This is a genomic window from Sporosalibacterium faouarense (assembly GCF_016765695.1).
GTDB classification, from domain to species: domain Bacteria; phylum Bacillota; class Clostridia; order Tissierellales; family VENL01; genus Sporosalibacterium; species Sporosalibacterium faouarense.
In genome coordinates this window covers 16,516-33,434 of record NZ_JAETGO010000079.1, presented here as the reverse complement: position 1 = coordinate 33,434, position 16,919 = coordinate 16,516, and the positions used below count along the sequence as shown (strand labels likewise).

15 protein-coding genes are annotated in these 16,919 nt (G+C 32.0%); 1 reads left to right on the top strand and 14 read right to left on the bottom strand.

The features are described 5' to 3' along the window. Positions 1-141 precede the first annotated feature (141 nt). The 10 genes from JMO20_RS14705 to JMO20_RS14660 form a co-directional block, all read right to left on the bottom strand. Positions 142-1,596 carry an aminotransferase class I/II-fold pyridoxal phosphate-dependent enzyme gene (locus JMO20_RS14705; RefSeq protein WP_341534037.1) on the bottom strand — a complete coding sequence of 485 codons (1,455 nt, stop codon included), beginning with the start codon at positions 1,594-1,596 and terminating at the stop codon, positions 142-144. A gap of 342 nt (positions 1,597-1,938) precedes the next feature. Further along, complete coding sequence (locus JMO20_RS14700) at positions 1,939-2,826, bottom strand: SPL family radical SAM protein (RefSeq protein WP_202710451.1); 888 nt, start codon at positions 2,824-2,826, stop codon at positions 1,939-1,941. Positions 2,827-2,917: 91 nt separating this feature from the next. Further along, complete coding sequence (locus tag JMO20_RS14695) at positions 2,918-3,382, bottom strand: glycine zipper domain-containing protein (protein WP_202710450.1); 465 nt, start codon at positions 3,380-3,382, stop codon at positions 2,918-2,920. Positions 3,383-3,440: 58 nt separating this feature from the next. Next, a complete protein-coding gene (locus JMO20_RS14690; protein WP_202710449.1) occupies positions 3,441-3,869 on the bottom strand; it encodes a DUF2178 domain-containing protein in 429 nt (142 codons plus the stop codon). Next, complete coding sequence (locus JMO20_RS14685) at positions 3,862-4,071, bottom strand: helix-turn-helix transcriptional regulator (RefSeq protein ID WP_202710448.1); 210 nt, start codon at positions 4,069-4,071, stop codon at positions 3,862-3,864. Before JMO20_RS14685 ends, JMO20_RS14690 begins: the two co-directional genes overlap by 8 nt. A 140-nt stretch (positions 4,072-4,211) precedes the next feature. Further along, on the bottom strand, positions 4,212-5,135 hold the full coding sequence (locus JMO20_RS14680; RefSeq protein WP_202710447.1) for an ABC transporter ATP-binding protein: 924 nt from the start codon (positions 5,133-5,135) through the stop codon (positions 4,212-4,214). Then, entirely contained in the window at positions 5,125-6,171 is a 1,047-nt protein-coding gene (locus JMO20_RS14675; protein WP_202710467.1) for an oligopeptide/dipeptide ABC transporter ATP-binding protein, read from the bottom strand. Before JMO20_RS14675 ends, JMO20_RS14680 begins: the two co-directional genes overlap by 11 nt. A 29-nt stretch (positions 6,172-6,200) precedes the next feature. Then, positions 6,201-7,214, bottom strand: coding sequence for an oligopeptide ABC transporter permease (opp3C, locus tag JMO20_RS14670; protein WP_202710446.1), 1,014 nt, complete (start codon positions 7,212-7,214; stop codon positions 6,201-6,203). Then, entirely contained in the window at positions 7,207-8,151 is a 945-nt protein-coding gene (locus JMO20_RS14665) for an ABC transporter permease (protein WP_202710445.1), read from the bottom strand. The genes opp3C and JMO20_RS14665 overlap by 8 nt, the downstream gene beginning before the upstream one ends. A 104-nt stretch (positions 8,152-8,255) precedes the next feature. Next, complete coding sequence (locus tag JMO20_RS14660) at positions 8,256-9,887, bottom strand: ABC transporter substrate-binding protein (protein ID WP_202710444.1); 1,632 nt, start codon at positions 9,885-9,887, stop codon at positions 8,256-8,258. Between the two features lie 454 nt (positions 9,888-10,341). Here JMO20_RS14660 and JMO20_RS14655 point away from each other — a divergent pair, with 454 nt between their 5' ends. Beyond that, the gene (locus JMO20_RS14655) at positions 10,342-10,824 is read left to right on the top strand and encodes an inorganic diphosphatase (protein ID WP_243414757.1); all 483 of its coding nucleotides are present in this window, start codon (positions 10,342-10,344) and stop codon (positions 10,822-10,824) included. A gap of 38 nt (positions 10,825-10,862) precedes the next feature. Here the strand turns inward: JMO20_RS14655 and JMO20_RS14650 are convergent, their stop codons facing one another. The 4 genes from JMO20_RS14650 to frlD all read right to left on the bottom strand — a co-directional run bounded on the left by JMO20_RS14650 (position 10,863) and on the right by frlD (position 16,855). Then, a complete protein-coding gene (locus JMO20_RS14650; RefSeq protein ID WP_202710443.1) occupies positions 10,863-12,080 on the bottom strand; it encodes an ammonium transporter in 1,218 nt (405 codons plus the stop codon). A gap of 158 nt (positions 12,081-12,238) precedes the next feature. After that, complete coding sequence (locus JMO20_RS14645) at positions 12,239-13,585, bottom strand: sigma-54-dependent transcriptional regulator (RefSeq protein WP_202710465.1); 1,347 nt, start codon at positions 13,583-13,585, stop codon at positions 12,239-12,241. Then, a complete protein-coding gene (locus JMO20_RS14640) occupies positions 13,578-15,653 on the bottom strand; it encodes an ATP-binding protein (protein WP_202710442.1) in 2,076 nt (691 codons plus the stop codon). Before JMO20_RS14640 ends, JMO20_RS14645 begins: the two co-directional genes overlap by 8 nt. Positions 15,654-16,075: 422 nt before the next feature. Further along, positions 16,076-16,855, bottom strand: coding sequence for a fructoselysine 6-kinase (gene frlD, locus JMO20_RS14635; protein ID WP_202710441.1), 780 nt, complete (start codon positions 16,853-16,855; stop codon positions 16,076-16,078). Positions 16,856-16,919: the final 64 nt, after the last annotated feature.

The following is a 16,919-nucleotide window of genomic DNA, read 5'->3' as shown; positions in this document are numbered from 1 at the left end:
CCTCCTAATAAAATTATACGCTAAGTATTCTATTACCAACTTCATTAAAATTGCTTTCAGCATATTCATTCTTAGTTAATAAGACGATTATATACCTTACTACTAATTTCATCAATATTTTAATATTCTAAAATATCTATATTATACTCCTAAAACTTTAACATTTTTTAAAGTTGGATCTTCCATATCTGTCAATATACTGTTTTGACTCTTCAAGAATTTAATATATTCTATCATTTCAGCGCTTATCCTTTCTCCAGGAGTTACAATTGGAATACCTGGAGGATATGCCATAATAGATTCACCACTTATCTCACCTTCTGCCTCATCAAGCTTAACAAATCTCTTTCGAGCATAAAATGCATTTCTTGGTGATACTATTACCTCGGGATTCTCTAAAACCTTTTTCTTTTTAAACTTAATATTTTTTCCACTATACTTACTACTCATATCTTTTAATGCATCAATCAATGCCTGAATTGATTCTTCTGTATCGCCTACACTAATTATTCCAAGAATATTATATGCATCACCTAGCTCCATCTGAATATTGTACTCATCACGAAGTATATCGTATGCTTTGAATCCAGAAATGCCTAGTCCAGAAACATTTACCCCTAGTTTAGTTTCATCAAATGCATGAACTCCTGGTTCTCCTACTAATTCCTTACCAAAGGCATATAGCCCTTCAATCTTATTAATTTCTTCCCTAGCATATCTTGCTAAACCTAAAGTTTTAGAAATTACCTTTTCACCTTCTGTCGCTAACATTTTTCTAGCTATATCAAGACTAGTCATTAATAAATACGAAGCACTAGTTGTTTGCATTAAATTTAGTGTAGTTCTTACAGTATTTTTATCAATAAAGCCTTCATTCAGTAAAAGAGCCGAGCTTTGAGTCAGTGAGCCTCCTGTTTTGTGGAGACTTACCGCTGCCATATCTCCTCCTACCTCCATGCCAGATATGGGAAGATCCTTATGAAAGCTCAAATGTGCGCCGTGGGCTTCATCAAGTAACACTGCAATTCCGTGTCTATGAGCTAATTTTATTATCTTTTTAATATCTGATGCTGCACCATAGTATGTAGGGTTTATTAAAAATATAGCTTTTGCATCGGTATTTTTGGCAATTGCTTTTTCAATACTTTCTAAAGTTACTCCCATGGCAATGCCTAATTCATCATTAGTTTCCGGCTGAATATAAATGGGCAAGGCTCCACTAAGTATCATTCCATTTACCGCAGACTTATGGGCATTTCTAGGCAGTATTATCTTATCTCCTGGTTGACATACACTCATAATCATTGCTTGAACCCCAGAAGTAGTTCCATTTACTAAGAAAAAAGCGTGATCACACATATAGGCTTCTGCCATTAATTCTTGAGCATCTTTGATAACACTAACAGGATTACTAATATTGTCTAAAGGTTTCATAGAATTCACATCTATCTCTAATACTTTGGGTCCCAGGTATTCTCCCAACTCTTTAAGCCCCACTCCATGTTTATGTCCAGGCACATCAAAGGGTATTACACTCCTATCATGATACGCTTTGATTGCGTCAAATAACGGTGTCTGATTTTGATTCTTGAACACATTTATCACCTTCTTTTAATTCTTCAAATAAGAATAATATATACAATAGACAATTCAATGTCAATACAAATTTTGTAAAAGCAAAAGTATTTTTTATGATACCTAATCATTTTTATTATTACCCTAGTTATATTAATATAATTATACATCTATAGAAAAAAATGACCTATTAAGCTTCAGGTCAGATTTCTTTTAAAGCTAGAAAGCTATATGTTTTTTTCATTCTCATTAATCATATACAATTCTAAGATTTCTTTTTATTTCTTTTTATTTCGCTTCTTTCACAAGTTGGCTAAATATGTATTTAAATAAAGTTTATATACTATTCATGGATACCTCTGCCTAATCAAAAAGAGATATCTGTTTGTGTATGTACTTACTTCTCATAGCTTTTCTGATATCCGACATCTTATATAATAACCCATACTTTTTACATTCTTTTTTAAATATATCGTTCAATTTATCGATATTAATAGAATTACACTCATAACTATCTCCGAAGGTTTTAATATATTTTTCTTTTACTCCTGGAAAAAGTATATCTAGCTTATTATAAAAGTACGTTCTCTGATTTTGTCTAAGTGTTACCCCTAAGCATGGCGCTACGAACTTACCACCATTTTCAGCAGTAGCTTTAATAATGCTCTTAATATTTTCCTCTGTATCATTTATAAAGGGAAGAATAGGCCAACAAAGAACTCCTGTAAATATTCCTGCTTCTGAAATCTTCTTTAAAGCTAAAAATCTTTTCGAGGTTACGGTTACATTAGGTTCAATTTTCTTGCAAAGTTCATCATCATAAGTTGTTATGGTGAATTTCACCATGACAGGAGAATGAGATTTTATTTTTTCTAATATATCAACATCTCTAGTGACTAAATCAGATTTTGTCAATAAGCTTGCGCCAAAACCATACTTATTAATTAGCTTAAGTGTTCCTCTGGTAAACTCATATTTTCTTTCAAAGGGATTGTAGGGATCACTCATAGCTCCATTTCCTATAACACCTTTTTTTCTTTTAGAAATTAGCTCTTTTTCCAACAGTAAGAGAACGTCTTTCTTAGCTCTCACTTCATCAAAATTATATACTTTGTAGCATTCACTTCTGGAGTCACAGTATATACAACCATGACAACAGCCTTTATAGATATTCATACCATAATTGTTCCCAAACCACCCTTTTCCATCAGACCAATTAGATAATATTTTTTTAGCTTCAATAAACCTCATATTATCTCTCCTAGATAAGTATTGTTACTAATATTATATTTAAGCATATATGACAACAGGTTGTCATATATGCCTTTTTTTAATTCAGTATCTAGATTACTCTCCCTTCTTTCTTTGCTTTGGCATCATATGATGATCCAATAGCTACTCCTACGGCGATACCTAATGATATCCCTATTGCGATATTATCCATTGTAATTCCTATACTTACTCCAATCGTCATTCCTATAGTCATATATTGACTTACATAATGTCCTTCATCTATTAATCCATGTTTCTTTTTCAAATGTTCCACTATGCCTTTCATCTGGTAACGATATTCCTTGAGAGTATTTTTATCAGATTTCTCTACATATTCATTGACTTTTGAAATTATATCATCAATTTCTTGAAAGTATATATTACACTCATCACAAGTTTCTAAAAACTGGCCTATTCTTTTAAGACATCTTTCAAGTAATTCTAATTTTAAAACCTTAATTATCTTCGAACTTGATTTACCCTTAATTTCTGATATTTCTTTTATATATACTTTTATTTTATCTCTGTTATCCATATATTTCACCCCTCCTACGACTAATAATTACTTAACTCAGTCAAATAATATAGCTACTCTACATTTCTCTTGAATACTTATTAAAAAATACTACATAGACTGTTACAACTGATAAATATACCCCTACTAGCATTAATATTGTCACTAATTTTTCATTCATTAATGCATATACAAGCATTAGTATTCCAAAGACCTTTATCATAAAATCAAAAGCCTTTGCCTTAGCTAGATTCTTAATTTTAATATTTCTCTCATCTTTATTTTCAATATCTATCATTCGTTTATAATCTGGATATCTATTGACAACCTTTATATTAATAAGCTCTCCTACTGATAATCCTAATAATCCTGCGCCTATACCTATAAAGACTCCTGATAAAGCCTTTGGTTCTGTTTCTCTTAATAGAAAACCGCCGATACACGCTATTACAACCCCAACAATTAGAAGAATCCAGTACAGAGCAACTTTATTTTTCCATTTATTCATTTTCTTCACTCTCCCCATAAATAAATATTTCTTCAATACTAGTTTTAAATAACTTTGCGATTTTAAAAGCTAAAATTATTGATGGATTATATCTACCATTCTCCAATGAACCTATTGTTTGTCTGGACACCTTCAGTTTTTCTGCCAACTCTTCTTGAGTCATATTATGTTTTTTTCTAATTTCATCAAGACGATTCTTCAAAATATCACCTCACAATGATTGTAAAGCTTCCTTTCCATTTTATTGTAATATATTCCCTTTGGTATGTCAAGTTAACTTTCCATTCAAAAAAAATAAAAACTAGCTTGATTACTTTTTTCACCAAGCTAGTCCTCAATAGTTTATGCTGTCCACCTCTTAATTTCTCCTTCAGTACCTAACACAAAATGGTCCTTTTCGATTTCAACTAATTCACCTTCGTCATAGTCAATATTTGATTTATCATAATCGACCCGTTTTCTATATCTTTCTAACAATGGATTTGGATGGGGGATAGCAGATAACAGTGACTTTGTATAAGGGTGTATTGGATTATTATAAATATTACTTGCCGAACCTATTTCAACCATTTTCCCTAAATGCATAACACCAATTCGGTCACTAATATATCTAACCATGGAAAGATCATGAGCGATAAATATATAAGTTAACTCTCTTTCTTCCTGCATTTTTTTTAGAAGATTAACTACCTGCGCTTGAATTGATACATCCAATGCACTGATAGCTTCATCCGCAATTACGAACTCAGGATCTACAACCAAAGCTCTTGCTATCCCTATCCTCTGTCGTTGTCCACCACTAAATTCATGGGGATAACGATGGGCATGTTCTTTAGATAATCCAACAGTTTCCAGTATGTCATATACTTTTTTATTTCTCTCTTTCTTAGTTTTATATAACTTATGGATATCTAACCCTTGGGCTATTATATCCAAAACTGTTTTTCTAGGATTTAATGATGCCATGGGATCTTGGAAAATCATCTGCATTTTTGTTCTCAACATTGATTCTGTTCTTTTGTCAATCTTTCCTGAAATTCTTTTTCCTAAAAACTCAACATCTCCATCTGTAGGATTATATAACCTTATAATACTTCTACCTGTAGTAGATTTGCCTGAGCCACTTTCCCCAACTAATCCAAAGGTCTCTCCTTTATTTACTGTAAAAGAAACTTTATCCATTGCTTTTAAAATATTTTTTCTCCCCAACTTAAAATGCTGACTTAAATTTTCCACCCTTAAGATTACTTGATTCTTAGTAGTCATATTGAGACACCTCTTTCTTCATACTCTCTATCCTTACTTTCAATATCTCTGGCATTTCAACCTTAGGGGCATTCTCATGTAGTAACCATGTCGCTGCATAATGTGTATCAGTTACTTTAAAAAATGGAGGCTCTTCTTCTAAGTCAACTTTTAATGCAAAGTCACTTCTTAAAGCAAATGCATCCCCTTTAGGTGGATATAATAAATTAGGAGGTGCTCCTGGTATAGCATAGAGCTTATTTATTTCACTATTCAAATCTGGTACAGATGCCAATAGACCCCAAGTGTATGGATGCCTTGGATCAAAGAAAATTTCTTCTGCTGTTCCAAATTCTACTATTTTACCAGCATACATTACAGCTACTCTGTCAGCTACATTTGCTACAACTCCTAAATCATGAGTGATAAATATTATAGACAAACCGATTTTCTCCTGTAACTCTTTAATCAAATCTAATATCTGTGCCTGTATAGTAACATCCAATGCAGTAGTTGGTTCATCAGCAATTAGAATTCTTGGATTGCATGCCAAAGCTATGGCAATCACTATTCTCTGTCTCATACCACCACTTAATTGATGTGGGTACTGTTTATATCTTTTTTCTGATTGATTGATTCCAACAAGCTTAATAAGTTCCATAGCTTTACTTTTAGCTTCATTTTTAGTTAGCCCTTGATGTTCAATTATACTCTCTGCTATTTGGTACCCTACTGTCATTGTGGGATTTAAAGATGTCATTGGATCTTGAAATATTATTGCAATATCCTTACCCTTAATATTTGATATTTCCTTTTTTGTTATTTTAGTCAAATCTTTATTATCAAATAAAACTTCTCCTTCTTCTATAATTCCATTCTTAGCAAGGATACCCATTAGAACTTTAGTCGTAACAGATTTCCCCGAACCACTCTCACCTACTATTGCTAGAGTTTCTCCTTTAAATAGATCAAAGCTAACACCCCTAATTGCTTTTACAACTCCATTATGGGTTTTAAACGATACGCATAGATTTTTTACTTCTAATATTTTCTCCACTTTCTCACCTTCTTTCATACTTTCTTTACCTAATGTTCCTTCATTTTAGGGTCCAATGCATCCCTTAACCCATCAGCTAATAAATTGAAGCTCAACATTAATATTGCTAACACTATTACTGGTGAAATAATCATGTGGGGATATACTAATATTGATTTATAACCATCATTAATTAAAACTCCCAGTGAGGCCATAGGAGGCTGAAGTCCAAGACCTATAAAGGCCAAAAATGATTCGTAGAAAATTGACTTTGGTATTGAAAACATGCTCATTATAATGACTTGACCAAAAATATTGGGAAATAAGTCTTTTATTATAATTTGAGATGTACTTGCTCCTAATGTTCTCGAAGCTAAAATAAAATCTAATTCCTTTAGTCTTAGAACCTGAGAACGAACTACTCTGCTCATACCTATCCACCCCGTTATCACCAGTGCCAATGAAATAGATAAAATTCCAGGATTTAAAATCATAACAAATAGGGTTACAACAACTAAATTTGGAATTCCACTTAATATTTCAATAAATCTCTGCATAAATACATCTACTTTTCCACCTAAATATCCAGAAATTAATCCATAGCCCATGCCAATAAACATATCAATAACCACTGCTAGTAAAGCTATATATATGGATACTTGAGTTCCTACCCATACTCTCGTCCAAATGTCTCTTCCTAGGCTATCGGTACCAAACCAATAATATACATCATCTAAGCCTTTTTCTTGATATACATTTACTCCATTGATTTCACCATCAAAAACTCCTAAATTCTCTATACCTTGTATTCTTGGGGGTAAGTTGAGATGCTCTGTTTCTAAACTTTTGTAAGTATGTTTATTCATAGTAGGTCCTACAAAAGCCATAATTACTATTATCACAATTAATATTAATCCTATCAAAGCTCCTTTGTTTTGATAAAACCTAAGTCCTACATCCTTCCAAAAACTTATGCCTTTATACACAACATCAGTTTGAACTTTTTCATTTTTCAATATCCTTTCAAAGGACTTTTTATCATATTTTTTAGCTAGATTATCCATTTTGCTCCCCCTTTGCTACTCTAATTCTAGGGTCGATAACACCATATAGCACATCAATTATTAACATCATTGCAATATAAAACATACTGTAGAAAAAGGCTATAGATATTACAACATTAAAGTCATTTACACTTATGGCAGTTACCAATAAATCTCCTAGTCCTGGTATCCCAAATATTCTCTCGATAACAAGAGATCCCGTTAAGAGACTAACCGTTATGGGTCCTAAAACTGTTATTACAGGTATTAGTGCATTTCTTATAGAGTGCTTTATAAGAACCTTTCTTGTTTTTAGTCCTTTAGCCTCTGCTAAAAGGATATATTCTGAACCAAGGACTTCAACTAGCTCTGTTCTCATAAATCTAGCAACAGTTGCTATAACAAACATTGACAAAGCTATGGTTGGTAGAACACTAGATTCTAAGGGCTTATATATATCATAGGTAAAAGGAAATAAATGAATTTTATAACCTAGAAAATAACTTAATCCAAGGGCAAAAACATAAGATGGTACTGAAATTCCCAGAACTGAAAACACTGTAGTAAAGGTATCCCACCCTGAATTTTTATTAATTGCTGCAACTGAACCAAATAAGACACCTATTAAAGCTCCTACTAAAAGAGATTGTATACCTAATCTTATAGAAATCGGTAGCCTATCCTTAAGCAAAGTTGATACAGGTACGTTTTTTTGTATCGTATATGACTCACCAAAATCTCCTTTGAATATTACATTCTTCATATATGTGAAATATCTAATATGCAAAGGCTTATCTAGATTATATTTTGCATAGAGCATTCCCTTTTGGTCTTCGCTAAGTTTTTCATCATTAAATGGTGACCCTGGCATTAAGTCTAGTAATAAAAAAAGCACAGATAAAATTACAAGTAATGTTACAATTGAAATTATTAATCTATTTCGAATATATTTAAACATCCTCTATCAACTCCATTTCAACCCAATTCACTAAAATAATTATTTTAAGAAAGTCATAGACTTAAGCCTATGACTTTCTCTTTTCATACATTTTCCTCAAATAACTATTCGCTTATCTCAACACTCTTATATATGAAAGGCGTTCCAACAACATGGTCTTCAATTCCTGTCACTTTAGAGTTAATCAAGAAAGCATATCCCCTTTGATATAAAGGTCCAACTGCTGCATCTTCCTCTAACAGAACTCTTTCTGCCTCTATCATTGCCTCCCATCTTCCAATAGGATCAGAGGAAAGATCTCCACGTGATGCAGAATATACAAGGTCGTCATATACTTGGCTTGAGTAATTTGGACTATTAGATGATCCATCTGTTATAAATAATTCTAGGTAAGTTAGCGGATCCGAATAGTCTGGCCCCCATCTTGTAAGTCCAAGTTCAAAGTCTCCTGATCTCATTAATGCTAAACGATTTTTCTTTGGCTGTGATTTCAACTTAACAGTCAATCCTGGTAAGTTAGTCTCTAATTCAGCTTGAATAAATTCTGCCATCTTCTTGACAGTCTCAGAATCATCAAATAACACTTCTACTTCCAATTCTTCTTTTCCTAATTCAGATTTTGCTTGATTCCAATAGTCTAGTGCTAAAGCTTTATCATATTGAGAATATGTTCCTGCCTCATCTCTAAAATCCTTGCCATCTGGACCAGTAGCTAATCCTATAGGAACTATAAAATCAGCCACCAAAGAACCATCATTTAGTATATTATCTGCAATATGAGACTTATCTACTGCATGGCTAAAAGCTTTACGCATATTAACATTTTTAAATAATTCTGTTTCCTGATTAAATGACATATACCATAAATATCCTGCTCCTATTAGTTTAAAACTTTCATCAGACTTATATTTTTCAACAAGCTCCGCCGATAATTTCACCACGTCTAGCTCATCTGAATCAAATTTCAGAACTGCTGTTTGAGGGTCCTTTATAATACGAAATTCCAATCCATCAACTTTTACATTTTCTGCATCATAATAGTCAGTATTTTTATTTAACTTATATCCATAGCCTTTATTCCACTCAACCATCTTAAATGGCCCATTAGACAATATATTTTCTGGATTTAATGCATATTGATCTCCTTTTTCTGTAACAAACTCTTCATTTAAAGGAAAGAATGTAGCAAAAGCTGTTAAAGAAATAAAGTAAGGCGTAGGCCTTTCTAGCTCAACCTCTAGTGTATGGTCATCTAATGCCTTTACACCTAATTCTTCTTTAGGAAGTTCTCCATCCACTATTTTAGCAGCATTCTTTAGTCCAGCTACATCTGCAATAAAGTTGTATTCACTTGCAGTATTGGGATTCACTAATCTTCTCCAACTAAATACAAAATCATTGGCTGTAACTTTATCTCCATTTGACCATTTTGCGTTTTCCCTTAACTTAAACGTATATTTTAGTCCATCATCGCTCACGTCATGGGAAAGTGCGATAGCAGGTATTGTATTACCAGCCGCATCTAAACTATATAATCCTTCTATTGTTGCAGCTATAGTCTCAAATGCCAATCCATCTGTAGCAATATGTTGATCCATTGACGATAATTCCACGTCCTTAGCCAATCTTAAATATTTTCCACTCTCTTCTGTACTGTCTCCACACCCAACTAAAGCTATAGAAGATGCTAAAACTAGCACAAGTAACAAAGCCAAAATACGAAATGATTTTTTCACAATAATTTACCCCCTTATAATTTGAAATGTTACAACTTTTTAATATTTAATTGTTATTATATAAGGATTTCTAATCCAATGTCAATGGTTAATTTTCTGAAATTTGCAGGATATCGTTTTCCTATTGCATTTTTTCTTAACATTGAGACTATGTGCTATTTGTTATTTTTTGACATAGTTAAGCTATTTTAATATTTATATCGTGGTTTTTGTATATTTCTTCCATAGACCTGACATGAAAGCGTTTGCAAGTTTTTCATTTCATCTTTCATTTTTAGATTGCATATATATAATTTTATTGAATTTAACTCAGTAAAAAATACATATTCTTCTGATCGCATGAAAAAAAATGTAAAACAATATAAATTTATAAATATTACATTTTTTTAAGTCTATAAAGCATATATAGTGTTATAATAACAATGATTGTAATTTATAAAGTGAGGTGTATATTATGTCGGCTCCTTGTATGGAAGTTTTTGTAGAAATACCCAGAGGAAGTAACAACAAATATGAGTTTGATAAAGAAAAAGGAATGTTTAGATTAGATAGAGTTTTATATTCTCCTGTTTATTATCCAGCTGATTATGGATTTATACAAAATACTTTGGCAGATGATGGAGATCCCTTAGACGCCATGGTAATAACTACTTTTCCAACTTTTCCAGGGTGTTTAATCAAAGCCAGAATAATAGGTATGTTCATTATGGAAGATGAAAAGGGAAGGGATGAAAAAATCTTAGGAGTTCCCTCAAATGACCCAAGATTTGAAAATATAAGATCCCTTGAAGACTTGGAAAATCATATACTAAAGGAATTTGAACATTTTTTCTCAGTGTATAAGAATTTAGAAGAAAAAGAAGTTATAGTTAAAGGCTGGGCCGGAGTAGAAGAAGCAGTTAAAACTATAGCGAAATCTAGAGAAAACTATAAATAAGATAAAAGGTACCCGTAGCGGGTACCTTTAATTATTATCTATTGAATGTAATAAGCATTCTCTCCGTGAATTTCAAAATCTAACCCAAAGTCTTCAACTTCATTTGTTACTCTAACAGGGGTTATTTTACTAATTATTTTTAGAAGTACATAAGATATAACGAAGGCATAAGCAGCAGCAAAGATAACTGCTCCAGTTTCCACTAGAAAAAATTGAGTTCCACCATAGAATAATCCATTAGCACCACTGCTATTTACAGCAGTACTACTAAATAAGCCTAAACAAATTACTCCTAAAATACCTCCAACACCGTGTACTCCCCATACATCTAATGCATCATCCCATTTAAGTTTATTTTTCAACTTAACTGCAAAGTAACATACAATACCTGCAGAAATACCAACTATTGCAGCCATATTTGTGCTAATAAATCCAGCTGCTGGAGTAATGGTAGCTAGACCTGCTACCGCCCCTGTTAAAAGGCCAACAAATCTAGGCTTACCTACTTCTTTCCATTCAATAATCAACCACACAATAGCTGCAAACGAAGCTGCAATATCTGTATTTAAGAACGCCAGTGTAGTAATGCTATCAACACGCAGCTCACTTCCTGCATTAAATCCATACCAACCAAACCATAATAGAGCAGTTCCCATAGCAATTAAAGGGATATTGTGCGGCTCACTTGGCTTACAGTGCCTTTTTCCAACGAAAAAGACAGAAGCTAATGCCGCCATCCCAGCAGTAGTATGAACAACAATACCTCCAGCAAAGTCAAGAACTCCTAGATTTGATAAAAATCCTCCACCCCAAATCATATGTGTAAATGGAAAATATACAAGGAGTAACCATGCGACTTGGAATATAATATACGCTTTAAAGGTTACTCTATCAGCAAATGCCCCCGTTATTAACGCAGGAGTGATTACTGCAAACATCATTTGATAAGCGATAAATACAATCATAGGGATATTATTGGTGGGAGAGAAAGCGTCTGTAATAGATACTCCTCTTAAAAACATCATATCTAAATTTCCAATAATACCTCCAACATCTCCACTAAAGCATAAAGAATATCCAACAGTATACCATAGTATTGTTGTAATCCCCAGTGATACAAAGCTTTGCATCATAATTGTTATAACATTTCTTCTACCAACAAGCCCTCCATAAAAAAATGCTAATCCTGGAGTCATTAACATTACTAAACTTGTAGCTATTAGCATAAATGCCGTACTACCTGTATCAAAACCCATATATAACTCCTCCTTTGATTTTTTGTTTAACATACTAACTAAGAAGCAAATATTATGCCAATAAAAAAAGCAGGTTAATACCTACTTTTAGCTGTGCTTATATTGACTTATTGGGACATATTTTTCACAGTGTGACATTTATGTCCCATTAATTTATTTCAATCCATTTCTTTTTCGTCTATTTCATACTTGTGAATCTTACGATATAATGTTCTTCTTGAAACACCAAGTTTTCTAGCAGCTTTTGTCATATTTCCTTGAGTTTCTATAATAGCTTTTCTAATAACTTGTTCTTCCACTTCGTCCTTTCTAGCATCTAAGGTACCTCCATCGCTCATGTCCAATTCAGAGCAAATACATTCTGGCAAATCTGAGTGTTCAATTATTTGACCCTCACTTATTATAATTATCCTTTCAACGATGTTCTCAAGTTCCCTAACATTACCAGGCCAAGAATAATTAGAAAGCATTTCTAAAGCTTTTGGTGAAAATCTCTTTATTGGTATATTGTTTTTCTCACAAGCAATTCTAATAAATGTATTAACTAATTCAGGAATATCCTCTTTTCTATCCCGTAGTGGAGAAACTTTTATAGGGATGACATTTAATCTATAATATAAATCTTCTCTAAACTTATTCTCTTTAACAAGTCCCTCCAAATCCTTATTAGTGGCAGTAATAACGCGAATATCTAGCGGTATTGTTTGAGTTCCTCCTAAGCGTTCAAGTTCTTTTTGTTGAATCACTCTCAACAGTTTTAGTTGAATCAAAGGAGAGACATCACCAATTTCGTCTAAAAATATAGTTCCTTCGTTGGCAAGCTCAAAACGACCAAGCTTGCGCTTAAAAGCCCCTGTAAATGCACCTTTTTCATATCCAAATAATTCACTTTCCAAAAGAGTCTCTGGTAATGCAGAACAATTAACTTTAATAAAAGGCTTTTCACTACGATCACTTATTTCATGAATTGTTTTAGCCACAAGTTCTTTACCAACTCCTGTTTCACCATATATATTTACTGTAGCTTTGCTACTTGCTACTTTTTCGATTAATTTCTTAAGACTCCTCATGGACATACTATTAGTAACTAAAATCTCGTCAGTCTTAAAATCATGAGTATCATACTCTGAGTTATGCCCTACTATCAGTTTAGCTTTTTCTATAGCCTCCAGCACTTCTTCTACATCAAAAGGTTTACGTATATAATCCCTTGCACCTATCTTTATAGCATCAATTGCAGTATCCACAGTTGCAAATGCTGTCATCACAATAACCTCAACGCATGAGTCAAATGCTTTTATTTCCTTTAGTAAAGTTATACCATCAATCCCAGGCATCCGAATATCTGTTATCACGATATCAATTGGCTCATTTTTTACAATATTTAGAGCTTTTTCCCCATTATTAACTACAAAAGTATTATACCCTCTTTTTCGTAATATTCTATCTAATAATCTAGCCAAGTTAGCTTCGTCCTCTGCAATTAAAACATTTAAATTATTCATTTTTATCTTCACCTCTCATTGGCAATTTAATTAGTATACTTGTTCCCCTTTTCAACGTATTGTCAATCTCAAGGAATCCTTGATGATTTTTAATAATTTGGGACGAAATAGATAAACCTAGCCCGGAACCATCTTCTTTAGTTGTATAAAAAGGTGTGAAGATTTTATCTATTATTTCATCATTAATGCCTACCCCTTGGTCAATTATTTTAATTGCAAAAAAATTTTCCTTATAGATTCCATAGGTTTTAATAAGAATTTCATCTCCATGGCTGGATGCTTGAATAGCATTGATTAATATATTAATAAGTACTTGTTTTATCTGCTCATAGTCAACTAATATCTTATCGTTATTTGCTCTTACAAACTTTACTTTTATTCTATTCTTAACAAGGTCGCTTTTCATTAACCTTATTGTTTCATCAATCAAGTCTCCAATTGAAACTTCCGTTTTTATTGGTTGGTTTGGTCTTGCAAATGCCATAAATCGTTCAATAATCCTATCTAACCTCTCAACTTCATTTAGAATAATAGTTAAATCTTCATAACTTTGATGACTTTCTTCTAACTCCATGCGAGCAATTTGAGCATATCCTTTAATCGAAGCCAATGGATTTCGTATTTCATGAGCCATACCAGCTGACAGCTCTCCAAGTTGAGATAAATGCTTTTCTCTAAATATGCTCTCTTGAAACATTCTCTTTTCTTCTAAATTATTAATAATTACTGTCATTCCTATTAGCTCTCCATTATGATCAGTTTGTCTAAGAGTATTAAATATAACAGGAATAAATCCTTCTTTGCCATGGGAAATATTACATATTTCTCCTCTATATTTTATATCATTAACAAAACTATTTTTTAGAATTTTGAAGAAATCGCCTAATCCCGGGGTTTCATTATTATTAATATTTAAATCATACTCATTATTATAGTCCAACTTTAAAATATGTGCTGCAGCTCTATTTATAGATGTCACCTGACCTTTAGCATCTATTGTTAGGATTCCCTTTGAAATACTTTTAAATAGATCTTTAATATTCTCATTAAATTCACCCATATATGCAGCTTCTCCTGTCTTTTCAAGAACCATTTGCATCATAAAGTTCAGCTGCTCAAGTAATATATCAAAAGAAGATGTTAAACTCTTTATTTCATTTTTAGTCTTGTATTTAAAATTATATCTTTTATTTCCTTTCATAAGCTGATTAACCTTGTACATTAAGTTTCTTATAGGCTCAGTAATTACCTTTGATATAATTATAGATAAGAAAGAAAACAGGACAAATATAACAAAGGATATTAGTAATAAGTATTTAATAAAATTATTTATAACTTCATATGCCTCATCTTCCCTCTGTAAAACTTTAATACTCCATTGACTTTTATTAGAGTAAAATTCTTTAATAGGTACACTAATAGTGATATAATCCTCACCTTGACTCTTTATTTTAACAGCATGATTGTCACTGTTAATTTCCACATTTGACTTGACTACCTCTAGCTTAGCATATCCACTCTTCCCAACAGTTACATTTTCAACTATTTCTTCAATGGAGTGAAAATTCATTACTTCAACTACAGTACCTATTTTTACTCCAGATTCATTAATTAAAAACTTAGAAAAACAAATTAATTTTTCTCCTTCTTCATTTGTAATTATCTCAGATATATATGAATCTGAGTTTATTAATCCATTGCGTATTCTCTCAATATTAGGCACGTCACCAGTTGAAAGTGTCACTTTCCCATTTAAATCTAAGACAAAGATACTATCATATGTCTTATATGCTTCCATAACATTAGATAAAAAGTGAAGCCGTGTACTATTCTGAACTTCTGGCATAGTTAAAATTTTTGATTCTGATAATACGTCTATATCTCCTGAACGCTCAAATAGAAATCTCTCAATTTTATTCGCTGTTTCAATGGCAATAGTCTTCATTTCCTTTTCCTTAGATTCTTTTAAGGTTTCAGTAGTATTTGTATAAAATATAGATCCTAGAATTAGCAAAATTAATAGAGTCATTGATATGAAGATAATAGTAATCTTTAATTGTAAAGTCATATTTTTTATTCTTTTTAACAAACTATCACCATCTTTCTTAGCTAGTAGCTTATTAAATATTTAATTACAAAATTTAACATTTATAATCTTGCTCAGACTTATTTATCAAATTATAATTTATAAAATTAAGTTTATATTATTAATTATAATTGTAGAAACAAATAATATCAAAAAAACATAATAAAGGCACTCAAAAGAGTCCCTTTATCCTTTATAATAATTATTTTTACACTTCTATATTATCAAATTTAAATTCTTCAAAACCTACATTTAAAACTATATTAATTTCATCTACATTCTCGATAGGTTCAAAGAAAATACTGATTTTGCACTAACTGTGGGTTCTATACTATGCGGTGCTTTATCTACATCTTTATTATAATATCTATCAAAATTATATTGCAATAGGAATACTTCCTTATTTACCATGCTCCAAAATATGTGATTGTCTTTGATGCTTTTCTAGTTCCCATTTGCAAACACATTCTTACATCATAGCCTTTTGCTATACCTACCATAAATGCAGCTATAAACGAATCACCTGCTCCTAATGTGTCTACTACATCAATTCTTTTTGCTTTTTCTTTATAAAAGCTTACACCATCATAAGCAACACTTCCATTAGCTCCCAAAGTTGCTACTGCACATTTTGGACCAAGACTAACTATCTGTTCTAAAGTATTTCTTATAGAAAGATTGTCCTCACTATAAGATAGAAAGGCATAATCGACATTAGGACAAACCTCTTTTATCTTAACTAAATCAATTCTATCTGCAAAATCAAAAGAGATTGTTACATAATCCTTCAAATAGTTTAGATACCTTTCACAGTTTCCCCAAATGGCTGTATGCAGAAAGTCATGACTTCTAATGTATTGTAAGTCCTCGTCAGATAGATTGAAATGCTTTAAAACACCTTCATCATAGTCATTTAATATCCTATCACCGTTTTTAATCTCTACATTTGTATGGGCAGTTTCACCTTCTACTTTTTGTACATGGCTTATATCTACTTTCTTTGATCTAATTTGTTCTATCATGATATCTCCATAATCATCATTACCTACTACTCCTAGATAGGAAGAACATTCTCCTAGCTGCTTCACATAAACAGAAAAATTCACTGAATTTCCTCCTGGGAAAGCTTTTCCCATCTGCTTGTATACATCCATACAATTGTCGCCAATAGATATAAACTTCATATTAATCCTCTACCTTTCTTAGTTGCCTAATTAGCACATATCTGTTTTAAAATATTCTTGTCTA